17 protein-coding genes are annotated in these 21,013 nt (G+C 44.0%); 12 read left to right on the top strand and 5 right to left on the bottom strand.

Going from position 1 to position 21,013, the window contains the following annotated elements; translation table 11 throughout:
* Window positions 1-983: 983 nt before the first annotated feature.
* The 4 genes from AC19MX_RS01030 to AC19MX_RS01015 form a co-directional block, all read right to left on the bottom strand.
* Complete coding sequence (locus AC19MX_RS01030) at window positions 984-1,529, bottom strand: DUF1415 domain-containing protein (RefSeq protein ID WP_498296299.1); 546 nt, start codon at window positions 1,527-1,529, stop codon at window positions 984-986.
* A 15-nt stretch (window positions 1,530-1,544) separates the two neighbouring features.
* The gene (locus AC19MX_RS01025; RefSeq protein WP_498296297.1) at window positions 1,545-2,153 is read right to left on the bottom strand and encodes a LysE family translocator; all 609 of its coding nucleotides are present in this window, start codon (window positions 2,151-2,153) and stop codon (window positions 1,545-1,547) included.
* A gap of 170 nt (window positions 2,154-2,323) precedes the next feature.
* Window positions 2,324-3,142, bottom strand: coding sequence for a DUF2797 domain-containing protein (locus AC19MX_RS01020; protein WP_498296295.1), 819 nt, complete (start codon window positions 3,140-3,142; stop codon window positions 2,324-2,326).
* Window positions 3,143-3,252: 110 nt separating this feature from the next.
* Window positions 3,253-3,759: a glycine cleavage system transcriptional repressor gene (locus tag AC19MX_RS01015; protein WP_498296293.1), complete on the bottom strand. Its 507-nt coding sequence runs from the start codon at window positions 3,757-3,759 to the stop codon at window positions 3,253-3,255.
* A gap of 300 nt (window positions 3,760-4,059) precedes the next feature.
* On the opposite strand from AC19MX_RS01015, the gene AC19MX_RS01010 reads away from it, so the two are divergent.
* From AC19MX_RS01010 to AC19MX_RS00975, 8 genes are all read left to right on the top strand, one after another.
* Window positions 4,060-6,315, top strand: coding sequence for an ABC transporter permease subunit (locus tag AC19MX_RS01010; RefSeq protein ID WP_498296291.1), 2,256 nt, complete (start codon window positions 4,060-4,062; stop codon window positions 6,313-6,315).
* A gap of 58 nt (window positions 6,316-6,373) precedes the next feature.
* Window positions 6,374-8,035 (top strand): phosphate ABC transporter permease PstA, encoded by a 1,662-nt coding sequence (pstA, locus tag AC19MX_RS01005; RefSeq protein ID WP_432401332.1) that lies wholly within the window; start codon window positions 6,374-6,376, stop codon window positions 8,033-8,035.
* Between the two features lie 26 nt (window positions 8,036-8,061).
* Complete coding sequence (gene pstB / locus AC19MX_RS01000) at window positions 8,062-8,880, top strand: phosphate ABC transporter ATP-binding protein PstB (protein ID WP_432401330.1); 819 nt, start codon at window positions 8,062-8,064, stop codon at window positions 8,878-8,880.
* A 50-nt stretch (window positions 8,881-8,930) separates the two neighbouring features.
* The gene (phoU, locus tag AC19MX_RS00995) at window positions 8,931-9,635 is read left to right on the top strand and encodes a phosphate signaling complex protein PhoU (protein ID WP_498296289.1); all 705 of its coding nucleotides are present in this window, start codon (window positions 8,931-8,933) and stop codon (window positions 9,633-9,635) included.
* A gap of 338 nt (window positions 9,636-9,973) precedes the next feature.
* Window positions 9,974-11,119 carry a putative sulfate/molybdate transporter gene (locus AC19MX_RS00990; RefSeq protein WP_498296287.1) on the top strand — a complete coding sequence of 382 codons (1,146 nt, stop codon included), beginning with the start codon at window positions 9,974-9,976 and terminating at the stop codon, window positions 11,117-11,119.
* Between the two features lie 160 nt (window positions 11,120-11,279).
* A complete protein-coding gene (locus tag AC19MX_RS00985) occupies window positions 11,280-11,861 on the top strand; it encodes a DUF502 domain-containing protein (RefSeq protein WP_498296285.1) in 582 nt (193 codons plus the stop codon).
* 302 nt (window positions 11,862-12,163) lie between these two features.
* The gene (locus tag AC19MX_RS00980) at window positions 12,164-14,134 is read left to right on the top strand and encodes a BCCT family transporter (RefSeq protein WP_498296284.1); all 1,971 of its coding nucleotides are present in this window, start codon (window positions 12,164-12,166) and stop codon (window positions 14,132-14,134) included.
* Between the two features lie 85 nt (window positions 14,135-14,219).
* A complete protein-coding gene (locus AC19MX_RS00975) occupies window positions 14,220-14,582 on the top strand; it encodes a YajD family HNH nuclease (RefSeq protein WP_498296282.1) in 363 nt (120 codons plus the stop codon).
* A gap of 757 nt (window positions 14,583-15,339) precedes the next feature.
* Here the strand turns inward: AC19MX_RS00975 and AC19MX_RS00970 are convergent.
* Window positions 15,340-15,570, bottom strand: a complete 231-nt coding sequence (locus tag AC19MX_RS00970) for a DUF1289 domain-containing protein (RefSeq protein ID WP_498296280.1) — start codon at window positions 15,568-15,570, stop codon at window positions 15,340-15,342.
* Window positions 15,571-15,648: 78 nt separating this feature from the next.
* On the opposite strand from AC19MX_RS00970, the gene AC19MX_RS00965 reads away from it, so the two are divergent.
* The 4 genes from AC19MX_RS00965 (at window position 15,649) to oleC (ending at window position 21,004) form a co-directional block, all read left to right on the top strand.
* On the top strand, window positions 15,649-16,950 hold the full coding sequence (locus tag AC19MX_RS00965; protein ID WP_498296279.1) for a methyltransferase: 1,302 nt from the start codon (window positions 15,649-15,651) through the stop codon (window positions 16,948-16,950).
* A gap of 251 nt (window positions 16,951-17,201) precedes the next feature.
* On the top strand, window positions 17,202-18,251 hold the full coding sequence (locus tag AC19MX_RS00960; RefSeq protein WP_432401314.1) for a 3-oxoacyl-ACP synthase III: 1,050 nt from the start codon (window positions 17,202-17,204) through the stop codon (window positions 18,249-18,251).
* 58 nt (window positions 18,252-18,309) lie between these two features.
* Window positions 18,310-19,185, top strand: coding sequence for an alpha/beta fold hydrolase (locus AC19MX_RS00955; RefSeq protein WP_498296277.1), 876 nt, complete (start codon window positions 18,310-18,312; stop codon window positions 19,183-19,185).
* A 124-nt stretch (window positions 19,186-19,309) separates the two neighbouring features.
* Window positions 19,310-21,004 (top strand): olefin beta-lactone synthetase, encoded by a 1,695-nt coding sequence (gene oleC / locus AC19MX_RS00950; RefSeq protein ID WP_498296275.1) that lies wholly within the window; start codon window positions 19,310-19,312, stop codon window positions 21,002-21,004.
* Window positions 21,005-21,013: the final 9 nt, after the last annotated feature.

Here is a 21,013-nt window from a genome sequence, read left to right as displayed (position 1 = left end):
GCATTTTTACACAAACAACGCCCACTACCACGTCGTTCCGGCAATGCTGTTGAGCCGGAATCCAGGTGTTGGCTTTTCGCTTGAAAGCGATAGCCAAACTCACAGATATGAGAGACAAGAAACACCTGGATCCCTGATACAAGCACTCAGGGATGACGTGCGGGTGGGGCCAAATGGCACATTTGCTCATTCGTACTCAGATTAAGCCCACTGCTTCGACTTCTGTTCATCCGTACACAAATAACGCCCACTACTTCGCCTTCTGCTCATTCGTATTCAAATAACGCCTACTACTCCGTCGTTCCGGCAATGCTTTTTAGCCGGAATCCAGGTGTTGGCTTTTCGCTTTTACAGAAGGTCCAAAGAAACACCTGGATCCCTGATACAAGCACTCAGGGATGACGTGCGGTTGGGGCCAAATGGCACATTTGCTCATTCGTACTCAGATTAAGCCCACTACTTCGACTTCAGTTCATCCGTACACAAATAACGCCCACTACTTCGCCTTCTGCTCATTCGTATTCCAATAACGCCTACTACTCCGTCGTTCCGGCAATGCTTTTTAGCCGGAATCCAGATGTTGGTGGCTTTTCGCTTGAAAGCGATAGCCAAAGTCACAGATACGAGAGACAAGAAACACCTGGATCCCTGATACAAGCACTCAGGGATGACGTGCGGGTGGGGCCAAATGGCACATTTGCTCATTCGTACTCAGATTAAGCCCACTGCTTCGACTTCTGTTCATCCGTACACAAATAACGCCCACTACTTCGCCTTCTGCTCATTCGTATTCAAACAACGTCTACTACCCCGTCGTTCCGGTAATGCTGTTGAGCCGGAATCCAGGTGTTGGCTTTATGTTTTTACAGAAGGTCAAAAGAAACACCTGAATCCCCGATTAAGGCATTCGAGGATGACATGCTAGAACCTAGAACCTAGAGTCTGTAAGCGCCGAGCGAAGCATTTCGTAAATCGTTATCTGTCTACGATTTAGTGCAATGCTGCAATAATTTAATAAAAAAATCACTGCCTTTGCGTTCAGCAAAAGCAATATTACGTTCAGGAATTGATTCGGGGTCGGTGTAGTTTGCGAGCGCTATTTCCATACTGGCTTCGCGAATGATGTGCAAGGTTGGGTAGGGGGCTCGATTGGTAAAGTTAGCGGCGCTATCTTGGGGTTCGCCTTCAAAGCAGTAGTCTGGATGAAATGTTGCGAGTTGATAAACACCTTCATAACCGTGCTCAGCTAATATCTCTGTGGCATCGTCGACCAAATCTAAATAGGCATAAAATCCTTCAAATCCACGCGGCAGAATGAACAAGGTAGTTTCAGTTCGTGGATGCTCATCAAGGTATTGGCATTCGGTTATGAGTGCTTTTAATACTGCTTTTACTTTGGTTTGCTCAATAGCCACATAACGAATACTGGCACGTTCAACCTCTCTACGAGCAAACGGGCAAATATTGTATTTCATGATGACATCCACAACCCACTTTTCAGTGTGGGTGAGGCATTCATGTTGTTCCATTGATTAACCTTATCGTTATACCGGTGATGATGCAGGTAACACCATCGGAATAATTGATGCCACCAATAATAATGCCATCGAAATATTAAAAATGCGCTGCTGACGTTCGTTTTTCAATAAACGTTTTAGTGCAACGCCAAAACTAAGCCAAACGATTGCACAGGGAAACGCCACACATAAAAACACACTGGCAATCGTAATCACCTGGCTGTTGAGTTCGTGCTGTACCGAGGTGAAAGTGGCTATCGCACCCACGGCCATAATCCAACCTTTTGGGTTGACCCATTGAAAGGCCGCCGCTTGAATAAAGCTAAACGGTTTACTGACTTGTTTGCCTTCCATTTTGCTGCTGCTATTAGCAATCAACCACGACAAGTAGAGTAGGTAAGCAATGCCAACCACTTTAATGACAATGTGAATAATTGGATACGCCTGAAATATTGCGCTTAGGCCTAATCCCACAGCTAAAATCATGGTTGGAAAGCCTAAACTTATCCCAAGTAAATGTGGAATACTGCGCTTAATGCCAAAGTTAACTCCAGAGGTCATCAACATAATGTTGTTAGGCCCTGGTGTAATACCGGCAGAAAAGGCAAATAATGCAATGGCGAACACTAACTCCATGAATGGATCTCTTAAGCTAAGGTGCTGAGAAGCAGAATTTTAGGGGAATTTTTCTACCGAGCATAATGATATTTTTACAAATGAGTAAATTAATTAACTTATCAATCAGTGAGACTGCTGAACATAGAGAACAGCAGTCGCCACAATACTTAACCCAATGTGATGATTACTTAATAACTCACTTCAACTTCATAAGATGAAAACTTACGAATGTTAATCACCCCAGTATCAAAAATCAGGTATTGGCCTTTAATGCCTTGCAATGTCCCAGTGACCTCAGCAATTTTATCAAAGTTATGTGATTTCACTTTGGTTGGAAACGCGGTAATAGGGTAGCTTATGGCTTGAATATTGGCATCTAAACGCTCGATGACAATATCTTCATGCTCTATAGCAAGTGCTTGCAGTTTATCTTCAATTAACGGAATAAGTTGCGCGGCTTGCTCAACCAGGTCAATGTCATCATTGTGGCCTTTTAGCATGGCTTGCCAATGGGTTTTGTCGTTAATGAATTTGGCTATTTCAATTTCAATTAAGCCCGACATTTTGCGCGTAGACACTTTAAAAATAGGTAAACCCTGAGTGGCACCCTGGTCAATCCAGCGTGTAGGGATTTGCGTGTGACGCGTAATGCCGACTTTAATGCCAGAAGTATTAGACAAATAAACATAATGCGGTACAAAGCAATTTGACATTGCCCACTCTGGTTCACGGCAAGTACCTTGATCAAAGTGACAGGTTTCTGGTTTCATAATGCACATATCGCAACTGGCCAGCTTAGTCATACACACATAGCAGTGGCCTTGCGAGTAACTCTTTTTGGTTTTTTTTCCGCAGCTGCTGCAAAAAATATTACCCGTGTGAGTCATGGTAAGCGTTTTACCGATTAATGGGTTTAGCGCTAAGCGCGCCTCTCCGACAGGTAAATGATACTCCACCTCATGGTTGTTATTGAGGTGGGTTTTCAGTTTTGATAGCGTTCCAAACATGGTGAATCCATTTTATCGTCTTTATTTGCTGGCAGTTTAGCAGATGATGAAAATGGAATTTAGCCTTAATTTGCCCAACTTGGTTTATGTGCTGTTTGTCTGTTAACTTTTTAAGCTGACTGGCTCAATTTATCTAATACCACATCGTCACCCATTTCATACAGGGAAGTGGCAATCATCTCTTCCTGAGCGGGGTCGGTAAGCCCAAGCTCCATTGTGGCCCTAAATAAGGCAATCCCGGTATGGCTTGCGGTTTCATATTGGCTACTAAATTTTTCAATGTTAATACCTAATGCATTCATTTTATTGGAAATATGTAGAACAATACCCGGGCGATCATAAGCGACAAGGTTGTAACGGAGTTGCTTGATAGGCTGTGCACTTAAACTGGTTTTTGAGAAGGTCATGGTGAGGCCGTCAATGCATTCAAGCGCATCAACCAGCTCATCCCATTTTAGTGCTGGCACCTCTAACTGTAATATTGCGGCAAAAACACCATCAATATGGCGCATTTCAGAATCAAGCCAGTTGCCATTGTGGCGACTAACGACATTGGCGATCTGTTCTACTAATCCTTTTCTATCAGGTGCTTGCAAAGTGATAAGGTAACGCATCATACGATATTTCTCCTATATACATTGGCTGTAACACAACTGTCATCTTTACGTCATATAATCGCAGCCACTTAAGATTGTGTTATGGCTTTACGGTTGTTTTACGACGATTGACTTATGCAACTAGTGGCGATTGAGTGATGAATAATGATAGGGCTTTACGCCACAATATTCGTTGTTAATTTACTGAGTTAAGTTAACGCTTTAGAAATCGCCATTCAGTCATAAATATTTATTGTTAGCACAGTAAACTGCACAATCAAAGCGCTAATTATGGCATCGATTAATTATTAGAGGTTCTTAATGGAAAGTCAGGTAAATCAACCTGGTTCTGCTGAAAAAAGTTTACTTGCGAGTAAACAAGCATCACGCAGAGCATTTAAGGATAAAGCAGCAGAGTTTGGGATAACAGTCGGCGGCACTATGGTGTTTGTGGCTTTGTTATTAATATTTTTCTACTTGCTGTATGTCATCAAGCCTATCTTTGATGGCGCAAATATAGAACCTGTAACCAGTGTGGGCTATCAACATACTGATGCCAAGACGCTAATGATTGGCAGTGACGAGCAAAACGAAGTGTTATATCGCGTCACGCAATTAGGTACGGTTGATTTTTACTCATCAACAACGGGGCAATTAATCTCAACGTTTACACCGACCTTGCCAGAAGGCGCGACCATTACCAGTAGCGCTAAATCGAGCCCAAGCGAGCAACGCTTTGCATTAGGCTTAAGCAATGGCCAGGTGATAGTTGTCGGCATCGATTTTACGGTGACCTATCCGGACAATCAGCGTCAAATTACGCCTAAATTAACTTATCCAATCGGTGATGAACCCTTAACCATCAACGAAGAAGGCGCCGTATACAACCTAGTGTTTGATTACAGCGGCAGTCGCATGAGCTTTGCCTACCAGGATGCTAATGGTGCATGGAAGCTCAATCGCCAAGAAGGCGAAGAAAACATGATGACAGAAGAAGTTGAATGGGCTTCTATCGAAGTGTTTGTTGAAGATGCACCTAAACAAGTGGTGTCAGCGTTAATGACGCCCGATCATCGACAATTAATTTTAAGCACCACAGACAAGTTATTTGTGTACAACACTCGCGAGGCTGACGAGGTTGAATTACTGCAAGTGCTGGATGTTAAAAGGGGTGAGGCCAAAATTAAGCAAGTGAATTTACTTGCGGGTGCTAGCTCAATTATGATCAGCTACGACAGTGGTGTGATTAGCCAATATTTCCAGGTGAATGGCGATAAAGGCCGCTTGTACCAGCAAATTCGTGAATTTGACGATATCGCGCCAGTGAGCGCCATGGCGACAGAGTTTTATCGTAAAAGTCTTGCGGTATTAAGTTCAGAAGGGGAGTTAACCCTACTGTACACCACCAGCCAACGTAACCTGTTTGATGAAAAATACAGCCTGCCTAACCCTGGTTTAATGGCGTTTAGCCCGCGTTCAAATGCGTTGATTATTGAAGCGGATAACAAGCTTAATCTGTTTGCCGTTGAAAACGACCACCCAGAAGTTTCGTGGAGCGCCTTGTGGCAAAAAGTGTGGTACGAAGGTTACCCTGAGCCACAATATGTATGGCAGTCAACTTCAGGTTCAGACGACTTTGAAGCTAAATTAAGTTTAATGCCATTAGCGTTCGGTACCATGAAAGCCGCGTTCTACGCCATGATGTTTGCTGTGCCTTTAGCCATTGCGGGCGCAATTTACACGGCTTACTTCATGACACCTAAAGTGCGTAATGTGGTTAAACCGACCATTGAAATTATGGAAGCATTACCAACAGTTATTTTGGGTTTCTTAGCGGGTTTATGGTTAGCGCCACTGATTGAAGATCATTTACCCGGCATCGTGGTGTTATTGATGTTATTGCCAATATCGATACTATCCACCGCATTTGCATGGAGCAAAATGCCAGAAACCTGGAAGCACCGCTTACCAGAAACCTATCAAGAGCTGATGTTACTGCCAGTGATAATCTTTGTTGGTTGGTTCTCGTTCACCATTAGCCCAGTGATTGAAGTGGCATTGTTTGATGGTAACACGCGTCAATTTATCACGAATGATTTAGGCATTACCTTCGACCAACGTAACGCGTTTGTGGTCGGTATTGCGATGGGCTTTGCGGTTATCCCCACTATTTTCTCGATTGCCGAAGATGCGATTTTCTCGGTGCCTCGACACTTATCAAACGGCAGTTTGGCATTAGGTGCCACCAATTGGCAAACCTTGACCAGAGTGGTGTTGTTAACAGCAAGTCCAGGCATTTTCTCTGCCATTATGATGGGACTTGGCCGTGCTGTCGGTGAAACCATGATTGTATTAATGGCAACCGGTAACACAGCAATATTAGAGTGGAGTGTGTTTGAAGGTATGCGTACCTTGGCAGCTAACATTGCGGTAGAAATGCCAGAGTCAGCCATTGGCAGTTCGCATTATCGAGTGCTGTTCTTAGCCGCCTTTGTCCTGTTTATATTCACCTTCTTCTTCAACACCATTGCAGAAGTCGTACGTCAGCGTTTACGCGACCGTTATAGCTCACTGTAAGGAAAGATGATGACTCATATATTGATTATTTCGCCAATCGCCTTGAGAGGTTTGTGCAATGGGTAAGTGGTTTAAATCAGGTTCACCGTGGATTTGGATGACCGGTGGTGCCGTAAGTATCAGTTTAATTGCCGTTTTAGGCTTATTACTGTTAATCGCATGGCGTGGCTTAAGTTACTTTTGGCCAGCTGACATTTACGAATGGCAACTAGAAGATAACAACGGAGTAAAAAGCACCTTAATTGGTGAGATTTACGACCGTGAAGAAGTGCCAACAGAACGCTTAATCTCAGCAGGTCATAAATTCACTGAACACCCTGGTGAGTTTGTCACACGTTACCTCGTTAAAACCGGTAACCGTGAATTTGTTGGCCTGGATTTTCGCTGGATTTTAGCCACAGATATCGTGAGCCGCACAACACCGGCTGATGTCGCAAAACTAGAACGTACCAAAAATGGTAACTTCTATGGCTACCCAGTGGCAGTGATTGAAGATGGTAAACGCCTAGAACTCAATAACGAAGCCGATATTGAAGCCTCTTTATTTAGCCATATTGACCGTGCGGTAGATATTGCTGACCAGGCATTAAGCTTACAAAAATCGGACATCGGCTCAATTAACTATCAAATAGAGCGCCTACGCTTAAAGCAACGTGGCTATGAGCTTGATGGCGAACTAACCGACAAGCGCAAAGCCGATATTAAAGCGCAAATAGAGCAGTTAAACCAAGACTACCTTGTGCTTGAAAAAGACTTGTTTGCACTGCGCGACCAGGCTGCTCGAGACTCGGTTGTAGTGCGTGACATGCGCGGTGAAGAAGTCATACTCAAGCTAGACTCTATTTTAGATGTTAGCTACGTTAACCACATGAATGTCATTCAGAAAGTGGGTCACTGGTTTGTCGGTATTGGCCGATTTGTCAACGATGACCCACGTGAAGCCAACACTGAGGGTGGGGTATTCCCAGCCATTTTCGGTACCGTGTTCATGGTGATGTTAATGGCTGTCATTGTGACGCCATTTGGTGTTGTCGCAGCGATTTACTTGCACGAGTACGCTAAGAAAGGCCCAATTACTAAGATGATCCGTATCGCGGTGATTAACTTAGCCGGTGTGCCGTCGATTGTTTATGGTGTGTTTGGTTTAGGCTTCTTTGTTTACATGATGGGCGGATCAATTGACCAATTGTTTTTCCCTGAAGCGTTACCAGCACCGACATTTGGTTCACCAGGGGTGATTTGGTCTGCGCTTACATTGGCTATCCTAACTTTACCGGTTGTGATTGTATCGACAGAGGAAGGCTTAAGCCGTATCCCAAGTGCGGTACGTCAAGGCAGCCTGGCATTAGGGGCAACCAAAGCAGAAACCTTATGGCGCATTGTTGTGCCAATGGCAAGCCCAGCCATTATGACCGGTTTGATTTTAGCGGTAGCGCGTGCAGCGGGTGAAGTAGCACCGTTGATGTTGGTGGGCGTGGTTAAATTAGCGCCAACGTTACCGATAGATATGAACTTCCCGTTTGTGCATTTAGAGCGTAAGTTCATGCACTTAGGTTTCCATATTTACGATGTAGGCTTCCAAAGCCCTAACGTTGAAGCAGCTCGCCCATTGGTGTATGCAACATCGTTCTTATTAGTATCAGTAATTGTTGCACTTAACTTAACCGCGATTAGCGTGCGCAACCATTTACGTGAAAAATTCCGTTCGCTAGAACACTAATTAGCGATATCCTGAAGGAAAGAAAAATGATTTCTATTGATAGTTCAGCAATGCAAACACAAGCAGTTGATTTAGTTAACTTACCCGCGCAGGATACCGCACTTGAGATCCGTAACCTTGATTTACGTTACGGTGACAAACAAGCGTTATTTGATGTGTCGATGAAGATCCCTAAAAAACAAGTGACGGCATTTATTGGTCCAAGTGGTTGTGGTAAATCAACGCTTTTACGTTGTATTAACCGCATGAACGACCTGGTTGATAACTGTAAAATCGACGGCGAAATTTTGCTTCATGGGCAAAACATCTATGACAAAAAAGTCGATGTCGCGTCATTGCGTCGTAACGTCGGCATGGTGTTTCAGCGTCCAAACCCGTTCCCTAAATCAATTTACGAAAACGTGGTTTATGGCTTACGTTTACAAGGGTTAAATAACCGCCGTGAATTAGATGAAGCTGCAGAGCGTTCGTTACGCGGTGCAGCAATTTGGGACGAAGTTAAAGATCGCTTACACGACAATGCTTTTGGTTTATCTGGCGGTCAGCAACAGCGTTTAGTGATAGCTCGTGCTATTGCGATTGAGCCAGAAGTGTTATTACTCGATGAACCGACATCGGCTTTGGATCCTATTTCAACCTTAACCATTGAAGAGTTGATCACTGAGCTTAAACAACAGTACACCGTGGTGATTGTGACGCATAACATGCAGCAAGCTGCACGTGTGTCAGATCAAACGGCGTTTATGTACATGGGTGAATTGGTTGAATACGCCGATACCAACACGATTTTTACTACCCCTAAAAAGCGTAAAACCGAAGATTACATTACCGGTCGTTATGGTTAATCCTGGCGATAAACGCTTTTAATAAACAAACAAAATGTTAGGTGGGTAAGATGGAAAAAATGAATTTAAGTAAACACATCTCTGGTCAGTTCAATGCTGAACTTGAAGATATTCGTAACCGTGTATTGGCCATGGGCGGTTTAGTTGAGCGTCAACTTGAGCAAGCACTTGATGCATTAACCGCATTAGATGCTGAACTGGCGCAAAAAGTGATTGAAGGCGACCACAGAGTCAACGGCATGGAGGTGGCGATTGACGAAGAGTGCACCCGTATTATTGCTAAGCGTCAACCCGCAGCAAGTGACTTACGCATGATTATCGCTATTTCAAAAACCATTGCGGATCTTGAGCGTATTGGTGATGCATGTGTGCGTATTGCCAAAGCGGCACTCGAAAAACGGGCAAATAGCCAGCAACCTTTACTTGTCAGCATAGAAAGCATGGGCCGTCACGCAACGCGCATGCTGCACTCAACCCTAGATGCGCTTGCACGTATGGATGCTGAGCAAGCTCTTGAGTTGCATAAAGAAGATGCCAAATTAGACAAAGAATACGAAGGTATTATTCGTCAGTTAATGACTTACATGATGGAAGATCCACGTTCAATACCAGGTGTGTTAGATGTGTTATGGGCCGCTCGCGCAGTAGAGCGTGTTGGCGACCGTTGTAAAAACATCTGTGAATACGTAATTTACTATGTAAAAGGTAAAGATGTTCGCCATACTTCTTATGAAGACATGGAAAAAAATCTATAACGTTTCAATCATAAGATGTAAACGTCTTACTCTACTGTTAATTGTGATGCTATGTTTGTTAAGGCCCCTTAATAGGGGCTTTTTTATGCCCGTCAAATACGTTTCCGGCGAGTTTTTCACTATATCTAACGGTATCAATCCAGCCGCTTTTGCTCTACGTAGTTATTTGAAGGGAAACAACCACTGTAATGTGGACATAATGACAGTATTGATAATATCTACTGGTTCAAATTGTCCCAATAATGTTGTCAATCAGTCTTTTACTTTGACGTGGATCTCACTTTTGATGTGGCACTGTAATTGCTATGTTTGAGTATCTATTACCTTCGGCAAGATTTATGAGACGTGAAATCAATCGATACGACAACGTCAATAAGATTTCAGGTGAATTTAGTGGCGCATTTGCGGACTTAGGCACCTTCCTTCCTTTAGTGTTAGGTTTAATTGCGCTTAATCACTTCTCTCCTCAAGGGATATTTTTCGGTTTCGGTTTGTTTGCATTATTTACAGCACTGTATTATCGAAGCCCCATGCCTGTACAACCTATGAAGGTGATCAGTGCGTTAGTTATTGCAGAAGGCATGTCGCTGGGAATGCTCCAGGCATCAGCCATATTAATGGGTATTATCCTGCTGATATTAGCTTATAGCGGGATTATTCAATGGATGGCCAAGCAGTTATCGCCAGCAATCAGTATTGGTATCCAGTTAGCAATAGGACTCCAGCTTATTTGGCTCGGTGGTGTCATGATGAGCGAAACTTGGTTTATTGGTTTATTGGCCTTTGGGTTATTGTTCGCTAGCCGTTATATGTCAATGCAATATTTGGTCATGCCGTTAGTGATTATCCTTGGTATTACTTGGCAATATACCAGCGGTACAGCACCTAGCTTTAATTTTAGCCAGGCCAGTGCATGGCAATTAAGTTGGCCGAGTATCGATGAATGGGGCTCAGCTGCAATGCTATTAGTATTACCGCAATTAGCCCTAACATTAACTAATGCCGTGATTGCCGTATCGGCAATGGCGAAACATAAATTCCCAGAAGATGCCGCTAAATTTGAGCCACAACAATTTGCTAAGAGTTCTGGTTGGGCTAATTTATTGTTAGCCCCTTTTGGGGCTACAGCCATGTGTCATGGCGCTGGTGGGCTTGCTGTGCAATATCACTTTGGGGCCCGGACATGGTTAGCCCCCACCATTTTTGGCAGTACATGTATACTCATTGCTATTTTTTGGGGCCAGGGCATTGCCAGTGCTTTATCATTTATTCCTCTCGCTATTTTAGGCAGCCTACTTGCCATCGCCGGTACACAATTAGCGTGGTCAAAGCGGTTTATCGATGGTAAGCCTTTTTGTATTTTTGTTATTTTTTCAACCGCAGCAACATGCTTACTAATCAATACAGCAGCAGGCTTGGCCATTGGGGTGTTATTAGAGTTAGGCCGTCATCAATGGGTGAATGTCGCTAAAACAAATAAGTAACTATTATGTTTGCAGCCTGTGATCTGAGATACACATAGCCGTTAACAGGTTTTAACCGATCCCAGATCGTTAGCCGATACTAAACCTCAGTAGATTTGAAGTGACTAATCAGCAAACTGTGTTAACATTTTTGACCTGTTTTTCTGCTTTTGTGTGTTTAATGAAAAAGACCCTTGCCCGTGGTTTAATGAATTTATTGCCGATGGTGTTATCCATTTGGCTTTTTTGGTCGTTGTTTATATCACTTGATGGTTTAGGTAAATTATTACTTGAACTTGTGGGTGTTCAATCTGTGTTTGTCGGCGCCGGTTTTGGCCTGGTTGCCAGCCTAGTGTTTGTCGCAGGTTTGCTTTTTTCAGTCAGCCCTATCGCTTGGGTTTACGGTTGGATTGAAAAGCAACTGATGAAATTTCCGTTGTTTAAATCTGTGTATGGCAGTATTCGTGATATTGCTAGCTTAATGAACCGCGACGGCGAGCCTAAAACCCAAAAAACCGTATTAGTGAAACAAGCCAATGGCGGCTATGTGGTAGGGTTTATTATGAGTGAGTCAGCGCCGCAGCCGTTAGCCGATGCTCTGCCAGATGGCGATTGGGTGCCAGTATTATTTCAGCTCAGTTACCAAATGGCTGGAGTGACCAGTTTGGTTAAACGTGATGATTTGATCTTTGTCGATTGGTCATTTGAAGATGCAATGCGCTTTAACTTAACGGCAGGTATTGCCAACAGTAAAGCGGAATAACGTCATCACATTTAGGACTATCCATATTAGGACTATCACTGACGTTACTCGCTCCTTAAGACTCATTGCATCTTACATAAGTATTGAAAATAAAGGTTTCAGCCCAATTTGTGGCTGAAACCTTTTTTTATATCAATTAAAGCGCAATGTTTATCACAAATCGCAGACTTTCCATTTGTTTTATTTTTGTCTATGGTAATATCTGCCCTTATCCCAAATTGAAATAGAATTTATGTTGGCTTGAGCAATTTTGTTCATGGCTGACTCATTTTGTTTTTATTTTTCTCTATCTTGGAGATTTTATGTCAATAAAGTCGAGTATTAATCCGCCGGTGTTTATTTCATCGGTGGTGATCATATTTTTTATGGTGTTGCTCTGTGCCATTTGGCCAGAAGGCGCCAGCAACTTCTTTAAAAGCGTGCAGTCATGGTTAGAAATTAAAGCGGGTTGGCTTTATATTCTAGGCGTGGCGGTATTCTTAATTTTTATCCTTTTTGTCATGGTCAGCCGTTTTGGTGATATTAAATTAGGCCCTGACCATTCAGTACCTGACTACAGCTATAAAAGCTGGATTGCTATGTTGTTTTCAGCAGGTATGGGTATTGGCTTAATGTTTTTTGGTGTGGCAGAACCGGTAATGCATTTTCTTGCGCCGCCAGATGCAACACCTGAGAGCATTCAAGCCGCTAAAGATGCGCTTAAAATTACCTTTTTCCACTGGGGTATCCATGCATGGGCTATTTATGCTGTTGTAGCATTAAGCTTAGCGTATTTCTCTTATCGTCATAAATTACCCTTGTTACCGCGCTCGGCGTTATATCCGTTAATTGGTGACCGTATTTATGGCCCAATCGGTCATGCGGTTGATACCTTTGCGGTTATCGGCACCATGTTTGGTGTGGCAACGTCATTAGGCTTTGGGGTGTTACAGGTAAACTCTGGTTTGAGTTACTTAATGAGTGACATTCCAAATAACACCACTGTACAGGTTGGTTTGATCATTGTTATCACTGGTATTGCGACATTGTCAGTGTTTTCTGGTTTAGACAAAGGGGTTAAACGCTTAAGTGAGCTTAACCTTGGTTTAGCCTGTTTGTTACTTGCTTTTGTGTTGATTCTTGGCCCAACCGTGATGTTGTTACAATCATTTGTACAAAATACCGGTAGCTATTTAAGCGACATCGTAGGCAAAACGTTTAACCTCTATGCTTATCAGCAAAAAGATGATTGGATTGGTGGTTGGACATTACTGTATTGGGGCTGGTGGATTTCATGGTCACCATTCGTCGGTACCTTTATCGCCCGTGTAAGTCGTGGTCGTACTATTCGTGAATTCTTAATCGGTGTGTTGTTTGTACCCAGTGCGTTAACCTTCCTATGGATGACCGTATTTGGTAACACAGCTATCGACGCCATTATGAACCACGGTGCGACTTACTTAGCTGAAGCGGTATCAAGCGATGTGTCAGTGGCGTTGTTTAAATTCTTTGAACACATGCCAATGTCTAACGTACTGTCTGTTATTGCACTGTGTTTAGTGGTGACGTTCTTTGTAACCTCATCAGATTCGGGTTCATTAGTGATTGATAACCTGACCTCTGGCGGTGATGCAAATGCGCCAGTATGGCAACGTATTTTCTGGGCCTTATTACAAGGTGTGGTTGCATCAGTGTTGTTAGTTGCGGGCGGATTACAAGCTCTGCAAACTGCCGCGATTGCCAGTGCATTACCCTTCTTAATTGTAATGCTATTTATGTGTGTGGGTTTATACCGAGCATTGCAAGATGACTGGCTTAAAATCAACAGCGTACAGTCGCACAACACCAGTGTGCAGTATGTAAAAGCGAACATGAGCTGGCAAGACCGTCTTGACGTTTTGGTGTCACAACCAAGCCATCAAGATGCACAAGTGTTTTTAGACACAGTTGCACGCCCAGCATTGAATGAAGTCAAAGATACGTTTATCGCTAAACACATCAATGCTGAAATTATATTGAGTGAAGATCGTGTACGTTTGGTCATTGGTTCAGATGAATCACTGGCATTTGCGTATGGTTTACGGATCCGAGCGCATAATATGATGGGGGCAGAATTAACCGATAAAAATGCTGAGCAGGCATTCTATCGCGTTGAAGTGTATCTTGAGCACGGTGGACAGCAATATGATGTGATGGGTTATACTCAATCACAGATTATTGCCGACATTATTACTCAGTATGAGCGTTACCTACATTACCTTTATTTATCGAATTCTTCGCCAGTCGCAGAATAATCGTAAAATAACAGCGTATAAACAATTGCCCCAAGCGATAACAGTGATTATCCTTGGGGTAATTTTTTTGTATAAGTGATGCATCATGTCAACCAATCAAAACCCAAGTAAATTAGATAAAGTCTTAGCCGAAGCCAGAGACTACAAAGCCTCCCGTGAAAAGGGTTACCGCGAACAAGCACTTAAATTATACCCATGGGTCTGCGGCCGCTGCACCCGAGAATTCACCCATAAAAACCTTTCTGAACTCACGGTACATCACCGCGATCATAACCACGACAATAATCCGTCTGATGGCACCAATTGGGAATTATTATGCTTGTACTGTCATGATAATGAGCATTCTCGCTTTGAAGAACTCATCCGTTACGGCAGCTCCAAAGAAGCCAAACAAGAAGCCGCCACCTTCAATCCATTCGCAGACTTAAAAGCGATGATGAAGAAGTAGGGGTTTTACCCGCGTTTGGACAACGCCGACACTTCATCATTCAAATAACGCCGACTACTCCGTCGTTTGCTCATAAGTATTCCGATGACGCCGACTACTCCGTCGTTTGCTAATTCGTATTCCGATGACGCCCACTACCACGTCTTTTGCTCGTATATAGATGACGCCCACTATCACGTCGTTCCGGCAATGCTTTTTAGCCGGAATCCAGGTGTTGGTTTTGGGGTTTTAGGCCCTAGGCCCTAGGGCCTAGGGCCTAGATTCTAGGAACTCGCAAGCTCGCCAGAGAGCGGACTTCGTCCTTTTAGAATCTAAGAAACACCTGGATCCCTGATACAAGCACTCAGGGATGACGGCAAAAGATTACGGCAAGAAGATTACGACAACGCCCACTACCACGTCGTTCCGGCAATGCTTTTAAGCCGGAATCCAGGTGTAGTCTTTTACGCTTTAAGCAAGGTCAAAAGAAACACCTGGATCCCTGATACAAGCACTCAGGGATGACGGGCGGATAGGGCCAAGCTTTACCTAGAACCTAGAAGGACGAAGTCCGCGCTGGGCGAGCTTGCGAGCTCCTAGAACCTTAAATCTAAGAAACACCTGGATCCCTGATACAAGATCTCAGGGATGACGGCAAAAGATGACGGGCGGGTAGGGCCAAATGGCACATTTGCTAATTCGTATTCAAACACCGCCAACTACTACGTCGTTCCGACAATGCTTTTTAGCCGGAATCCAGGTGTTAGCTGTTAGGTTTTTACCTCTTGTTGATACGTTTCTCTGCTGCGAGCCATTCGGCGCGAGACAAGGTTTTGTTATTACTGTCACCCATAAACAATTGTTTTCTGTCGTCGAGCTTATCTACAATCTGTTGTTTTTGCTGATCTGTGGCTTGTGACCAAATGACAATTTCGTCGATGTGGCGAAAACAGCCCATACAATAATCGTCAGCATTTAAGCCACAGCGGGCGACACAAGGCGAGTGCATAGTTTACAATTCCGGTTTGGGTTATCTGAGCCCGCATCCTATCATTTCAATCAGCCAAGGTTAACTGTCAGCATCAATATGTCTTCAATCGAATATCAACATACGTTTACAGCACTCGATTCATTGCTTGAACGCTTAAGGCCCTTGTGGCAGCTGGTGGCATTTGAGTGTGACCACTTACCTTGGCAGGCGTCATTTCCTCATCTAGCGCAAAAAGTGTGGCAATTAGACGATGCTGAAATTGATGTAATTGATGCTGATCAGCAATTATTAATCGACACACTGCTCCCAAGCTTGATAAGAGACCTCAAACAAAGCCAACACCAAAATGTAGCAGAGATCATCGAACAGTTAAGCTTGTTAGTCTTCACTTTGCCTACAAGCAGCATTAGCGCTGTAAGTAAACAAGCAGGTTCAACGGCTGAACAACACACTGATTTAGCCCATTTCAGCGCGCATATTAAAGGTCGAAAGTGGCAACAAATCACGGCATTTTCCGAGCAAATCGACCCGCAATATCAAACGACATTAACGCGCTTACCGATATTAGAATGGTGCGCTGGCAAAGGGCATTTAGGCCGTTTAGTCGCAAAGCAGCAGCAAGTGGAAGTTACCAGTCTCGAATGGCAAGCTAACTTATGCCAGCAAGGTCAGGCATTTGCCAAGCAATGGCAGTTATCGCAGCGGTTTATCTGTGCCGATGCGTTTGCGCCGCTTAACCCCAATGAAACGATATTTTATCCGCAGCAACATGTAATTGCATTGCATGCTTGTGGTGATTTGCATGTGCGTTTATTAAACCTTGCGACTAAGGCCGACACTCAAGCGATTTCGATTTCACCTTGTTGTTACCATTTAATCCAAGACTCACACTACCAACCATTATCCACTCAAGCTAAAGCCAGTAAAGTTAAGCTTTCAAGGCATGACTTACAACTGCCATTACAGCAAAGCGTTATTGCCAGTCCCAAGCAACAGGCATTGCGCTTGCAAGAAGTGTCGTGGCGTTTAGGCTTTGACAGTCTGCAACGTCAGGTGCGAGGGATTGATGCTTATCTACCAGTGCCAACAGTCAAACAAAGCCAACTCAGCGACAGTTTTGCCGATTTTTGTCTGTGGGCTGCAAATCACAAAAAGTTAGTGCTTCCTAACGACATCGACTTCGATACATTTTTACAACGCGGAATAGCGCGACAACGACTCACAAAACGCATAGACTTAGTCGCGCATTTATTTCGTCGAGCATTAGAAGCTTGGTTATTGCTCGACCGTGTGTGTTTTTTGCAACAGCATGGATATGATGTTTCGCTGAGTGAATTTTGTGCAAACAGTGTTACACCGCGAAATGCCTTTATCCAGGCAATTAAAACAACAGCTTAAGTTGAATAACATGTACATTTACAACTAAGCCTTTGTTTAAGCTATTTTATTTAACGTAAGTCTGTAATAATCAAGGCGCTAGTTAATCAACAGCCTTCACAAAGCCGTAAAAAAAACGCCAAAGATGCCGACTTAACTGCGGTTTTTGATTGAATAATGATGCCATTCTTGTTCAAATGGCGGGTTAATAATGAATAACAATTATTCTAGTGGCTTTGGGCTTGCTAGAGCGAAGCGAATTATACGGTTTAATGAAATATTCACGCGTCTTTATCAATAGTCTGGCTTATGAGCTAGCACCACAAATAGTGTCGAGTAGCGATTTAGAATCTCGCTTAGCACCGCTATATCAAAAGTTTCGTATTCCAATGGGGCAACTTGCCGCATTAACGGGTATTACTGAGCGCCGTTGGTGGCCAAAAGGCCATCGTTTATCAGACGGGGCAATTGCCGCTGCACGTAAAGCCGTCAACGAAACGGGCATTAATGTCAGTGACCTAGGCGCAGTGGTTTATACCGGAGTGTGCCGTGACCAACACGAACCCGCTACCGCGTGCCGCATAGCTGCTGAGCTTGGCGTGTCAAAAGATACTGCAATTTACGACATCAGTAATGCCTGTTTAGGGGTGTTGTCGGGTATTTTAGACATTGCTAACCGTATCGAGCTTGGGCAAATTAAAGCGGGTATGGTGGTGTCGTGCGAATCGGCACGAGACATCGTCGATGCCACAATTGACCACATGCTAGCTGAGCCGACAATGCAGAACTTTGCCCAGTCGCTGGCAACGCTAACGGGCGGTTCAGGCGCAGTGGCTGTTATTTTAACAGACGGTAGCTTGCCACTCACAACCACACGTCAACATCAATTACTGGGTGCCAGCCATTTGTCTGCACCAGAACATCACCAATTGTGTCAATGGGGCCTGCAAGAAGCAGGGCACTTATTGTATCGCGAGTTTATGCGTACCGATGCGGTTACCTTGCTTAAAGAAGGCGTTGAGCTTGCTAAACACACGTGGGAACACTTTTTAGAGCAACGCGACTGGGTTGTTGAACAAGTCGATAAAGTGATTTGTCATCAAGTGGGTGCATCAAACCGCAGACAAGTGCTCAATGCATTAAACATTCCGCACGAGAAAGAATATCCAACCTACCAAAAGCTTGGCAACATGGGCACAGTGTCTTTACCTGTTACCGCCGCCATCGCACACGACGAAGGTTTTTTACGTGTTGGCGATCAGGTCAGCTTTTTAGGCATAGGCAGTGGTTTAAACTGCATGATGTTAGGAATTAAGTGGTAAGCCTTAGGCTGCACTGAATTTTTGCATATCATTATAAAAATAGTTAACAGGATGCATCATGCTAGACAACTTACTGCCCTTTAAAAGTCATTATTTAGACCGTAACGGCAATAAACTCCATTACATCAACGAAGGCCAGGGCGAGCCAGTGGTTATGGTGCACGGTAACCCGAGTTGGAGTTACTACTACCGTAACCTAGTGAGCGCGTTGAGCGATCAACACCAGTGTATTGTGCCAGACCATATTGGTTGCGGCTTATCAGACAAGCCCGATGATCCACAATACGATTACACCTTAAAAAACCGTATTGACGATTTAGAAGCGTTACTTGACAGCTTAGACGTAAAACAAAACATCACCCTCGTGGTACACGACTGGGGCGGAATGATTGGTATGGGCTTTGCGGCTCGTCATCCTGAACGCATTAAACGTATTGTGTGTTTAAACACTGCCGCGTTTCATCTGCCAAAATCTAAGCCGTTTCCCTGGGCATTGTGGATTTGCCGCGAAACCTTACTAGGCACTTTGTTAGTGCGCGGTTGTAATGCATTTTCGTCAGCGGCATCCTATGTAGGTGTTAAACGTAAACCCATGAGTAAAGAAGTGCGCGAAGCTTACGTAGCACCGTTTAACTCGTGGAAAAACCGTATTTCGACTTTACGCTTTGTACAAGATATTCCACTCAAACCGGGCGACAGAAACTACGACCTAGTCAGCAGTATTGGCGACAGTTTAAGCGAATTTGCGAACGTGCCAACCTTGATTTGTTTTGGTTTACAAGATTTTGTATTCGACAAGTATTTTTTAGAAGAATGGCGACAGCGAATGCCTCATGCAACGGTGCACGAGTTTGCTGACTGCGGTCATTACATTCTTGAAGATGCCAGCGACGAAGTAATTGGCTTAATTAAAGACTTCATCGAAAAAAACTAATTACATCCTAAAAGGCTCATTTGAGCCTTTTAGCTATTTCATCGTCTAACATTATTTATATATTGGCGTCCTTTTAGCGGTTAGCCAGCATATGCGTTATTCACATTAGCCAAATTGAAGCCACATGACCCAAACCTCTGCACTTGCTAATGCCAATATCTGTCAGCACCTTAAAACGGCTGCGCAAACCATGCCTGCCGAGCTTGCTGTTGCTGTGCAACACGCTAAGCAAGGCCAGTTCAATTATCAAGAAATCGACTTTGCGACCCTACACCAACAATCAGACATGATTGCCAAAGGGCTTATTCAATACGGGATCAAGCGTGGCATGAAAACGGTGTTAATGGTCACCCCAAGCATTGAATTTTTCTCGTTAACGTTTGCCTTATTCAAAGCTGGTATCATCCCCATTTTAGTCGACCCAGGCATGGGGATTAAAAACCTTAAACAGTGTTTTGAAGAGTCGCAACCAGACGCCTTTATCGGTATTCCTAAAGCCCATATCGCCAGACGTGTACTGGGGTGGGGCAAAGATAGTGTAAAACAGGTGATTAATGTCGGCGGATCAGGGTTACAGCGCTGGTTAGCTAACGCTACAAGCCTTGAAACCATCACCGAAATAGGCCGAAATGAGGCTTACCCCTTTGAAATGGCCTTGTTAAAACCAGATGATATGGCGGCCATTTTGTTTACCAGTGGCAGCACAGGTACGCCTAAAGGTGTGGTGTACAGCCACGCCATGTTTGAAGCACAAATCAGTGCCCTAAAACATGATTACGGCATTAGCCCAGGTGAGCGCGACTTAGCAACGTTTCCGCTGTTTTCATTGTTTGGCCCAGCACTTGGCATGGCATCGATTGTGCCAGACATGGATGCCAGTAAACCGATAACCGCCAACCCTGCTAATTTGTTTGCCGCTATAGAGCAATATCAATGCAGTAACATGTTTGTTAACCCAGCCTTGTTAGAGCGTTTAGGTCAAGCAGGCGAGCAAACTCAGCATAAACTAAACAGCGTTAAGCGAGTGATATCAGCAGGCGCACCGGCAACCATTAGTTCTATTAAACGCTTTAGCCACATGCTCAACCCACAGGTTGAAGTGCTGAATTCTTACGGCGCGACAGAATCGTTACCCATCAGCATGATTGGCAGCCATGCATTGTTTGCAACCAGCGAACTGACCGATCAAGGTAAGGGCATTTGTGTTGGAAAACCGATCTCGACAGTTAGCGTTGATATTATTGCCATCACCGATAATGCCCAGCCTAATTGGGTCGATGTTAAAAAACTTGCCGCTAACGAAATTGGCGAAATTGTAGTCAGCGGGCCAATGGTCAGCCAGGCTTATTATCAACGTCCACAGGCCACTGAGTTAGCTAAAATTAACGACGCAGAACACGTTAAGCACCGCATGGGTGACGTGGGGTATATAGACGATAATGGCTTATTATGGATGTGTGGTCGTAAAGGCCATATTGTCGATGCTACGCGTGGCCAGCAAAGAATAAAGCGCTTTTATACATTACCCTGTGAGCGCGTATTTAACACCCATCCACAAGTAAAACGTTCGGCTATTGTTGGCGTTAAGTTAGGTGATAATATCGTACCGGTATTGTGCATTGAGTTACAAAAAGACATCGTCTGCTCAACGTCTAAAGCACTGTATCAAGAGCTATTAGCTATCGCAGAACAATATCCACACACCGACGGAATAGGGCGCTTTTTAATTCATCCTCAATTCCCGGTCGACGTGCGTCATAACGCAAAAATCTTTAGAGAAAAACTGGCGGTTTGGGCACAAAAGCAGTGGAAAGAATAAGCCTCGTCT

It is taken from the genome of Shewanella sp. MF05956, assembly GCF_059758055.1.
This window is presented reverse-complemented; position numbering and strand designations above follow the sequence as displayed.

Bases quoted from the DNA above. Each gene is read 5' to 3' on its own strand.
- AC19MX_RS01030 (WP_498296299.1), bottom strand. From the start codon at position 1,529: ATGGAACAACATGAATGCCTCACCCACACTGAAAAGTGGGTTGTGGAT.
- AC19MX_RS01025 (WP_498296297.1), bottom strand. From the start codon at position 2,153: ATGGAGTTAGTGTTCGCCATTGCATTATTTGCCTTTTCTGCCGGTATT.
- AC19MX_RS01020 (WP_498296295.1), bottom strand. From the start codon at position 3,142: ATGTTTGGAACGCTATCAAAACTGAAAACCCACCTCAATAACAACCAT.
- AC19MX_RS01015 (WP_498296293.1), bottom strand. From the start codon at position 3,759: ATGATGCGTTACCTTATCACTTTGCAAGCACCTGATAGAAAAGGATTA.
- AC19MX_RS01010 (WP_498296291.1), top strand. From the start codon at position 4,060: ATGGAAAGTCAGGTAAATCAACCTGGTTCTGCTGAAAAAAGTTTACTT.
- pstA (WP_432401332.1), top strand. From the start codon at position 6,374: ATGGGTAAGTGGTTTAAATCAGGTTCACCGTGGATTTGGATGACCGGT.
- pstB (WP_432401330.1), top strand. From the start codon at position 8,062: ATGATTTCTATTGATAGTTCAGCAATGCAAACACAAGCAGTTGATTTA.
- phoU (WP_498296289.1), top strand. From the start codon at position 8,931: ATGGAAAAAATGAATTTAAGTAAACACATCTCTGGTCAGTTCAATGCT.
- AC19MX_RS00990 (WP_498296287.1), top strand. From the start codon at position 9,974: ATGAGACGTGAAATCAATCGATACGACAACGTCAATAAGATTTCAGGT.
- AC19MX_RS00985 (WP_498296285.1), top strand. From the start codon at position 11,280: ATGAAAAAGACCCTTGCCCGTGGTTTAATGAATTTATTGCCGATGGTG.
- AC19MX_RS00980 (WP_498296284.1), top strand. From the start codon at position 12,164: ATGTCAATAAAGTCGAGTATTAATCCGCCGGTGTTTATTTCATCGGTG.
- AC19MX_RS00975 (WP_498296282.1), top strand. From the start codon at position 14,220: ATGTCAACCAATCAAAACCCAAGTAAATTAGATAAAGTCTTAGCCGAA.
- AC19MX_RS00970 (WP_498296280.1), bottom strand. From the start codon at position 15,570: ATGCACTCGCCTTGTGTCGCCCGCTGTGGCTTAAATGCTGACGATTAT.
- AC19MX_RS00965 (WP_498296279.1), top strand. From the start codon at position 15,649: ATGTCTTCAATCGAATATCAACATACGTTTACAGCACTCGATTCATTG.
- AC19MX_RS00960 (WP_432401314.1), top strand. From the start codon at position 17,202: ATGAAATATTCACGCGTCTTTATCAATAGTCTGGCTTATGAGCTAGCA.
- AC19MX_RS00955 (WP_498296277.1), top strand. From the start codon at position 18,310: ATGCTAGACAACTTACTGCCCTTTAAAAGTCATTATTTAGACCGTAAC.
- oleC (WP_498296275.1), top strand. From the start codon at position 19,310: ATGACCCAAACCTCTGCACTTGCTAATGCCAATATCTGTCAGCACCTT.